Annotated in this window: 1 protein-coding gene; it reads right to left on the bottom strand. The window is 76.4% G+C overall.

Annotation, left to right across the window (positions count from 1 at the left end; genetic code table 11):
* Positions 1-907, bottom strand: a 907-nt coding sequence (locus FV222_RS27550; RefSeq protein WP_147816311.1) for an AMP-binding protein, incomplete at both ends; no start/stop codon positions are given.

Raw genomic sequence — 907 nt, forward strand, 5'->3', positions numbered from 1 at the left:
GCCCGACCCCTTCCGCGGGCGCGGCCGAGAGCACGAGGTTGCACTCGGTCTGCCCGTAGGCCTCGCCGACGGACAGCCCGAGGGCGTCCTTCGCCCAGCGATAGGTGTCGGCGCCGAGCGCCTCGCCCGCCGAGGCGACGTTGCGCAGGGACGAGAGGTCGTAGCGCTCCCGCGGCGCCGCGATCGTCCGCAGCATCCGCAGCGCGGTCGGCGCCAGGAAGGCGTTGGTGATCCGCAGGCGTTCGATCAGCCGGAAGGCGGCGTCGGCCTCGAAGCGGGCGGCCCGCGCCACCACCGGCACGCCGTGGCGGAGCGAGGGCATCAGCACGTTGAGCAGGCCGCCGGCCCAGGCCCAGTCCGAGGGCGTCCACATCAGGTCGCCGGAGCGGGGCGGGAAGGCGTGCATCCGGTCGAAGCCGGGCATGTGGCCGAGCAGCACCCGGTGCCCGTGCAGGGCGCCCTTCGCCTGGCCGGTGGTGCCGGAGGTGTAGATCATCAGCGCGGGGTCGTCGGGGCCGGTGTCGCGGGCCGCGAAGTCGGGCGCGGCGCCGGCGAGCAGGTCGGCGAGACTGAGCACGTCGCCCGCGGCGCCGTCCACCGAGACCAGCAGCGCGAGGTCGGGCAGCCGCCCGCGGATCGGGTCGAGCTTGGCGAGTCCGGCAGCGTCGGTGATGCAGGCGCGCGCGCCCGCATCGGCCAGCCGGTAGGCCAGGGCCTCGGGGCCGAACAGGCCGGCCAGCGGCAGGGCGACGGCGCCGAGCTTGTAGGCGGCGGCGTGCGCCACCATCACGGCGGCCGATTGCGGCAGCAGCACCGCGACGCGGTCGCCGGGCGCGACGCCGTGGGCTGCGAGCGCCCCGGCGAGGCGGTTCGAATCCGTGCGCAGCCGGCCGAAGGTCGTGGTCGC

Origin of the sequence: Methylobacterium sp. WL103, from assembly GCF_008039885.1 — a bacterium.
GTDB classification, from domain to species: domain Bacteria; phylum Pseudomonadota; class Alphaproteobacteria; order Rhizobiales; family Beijerinckiaceae; genus Methylobacterium; species Methylobacterium cerastii.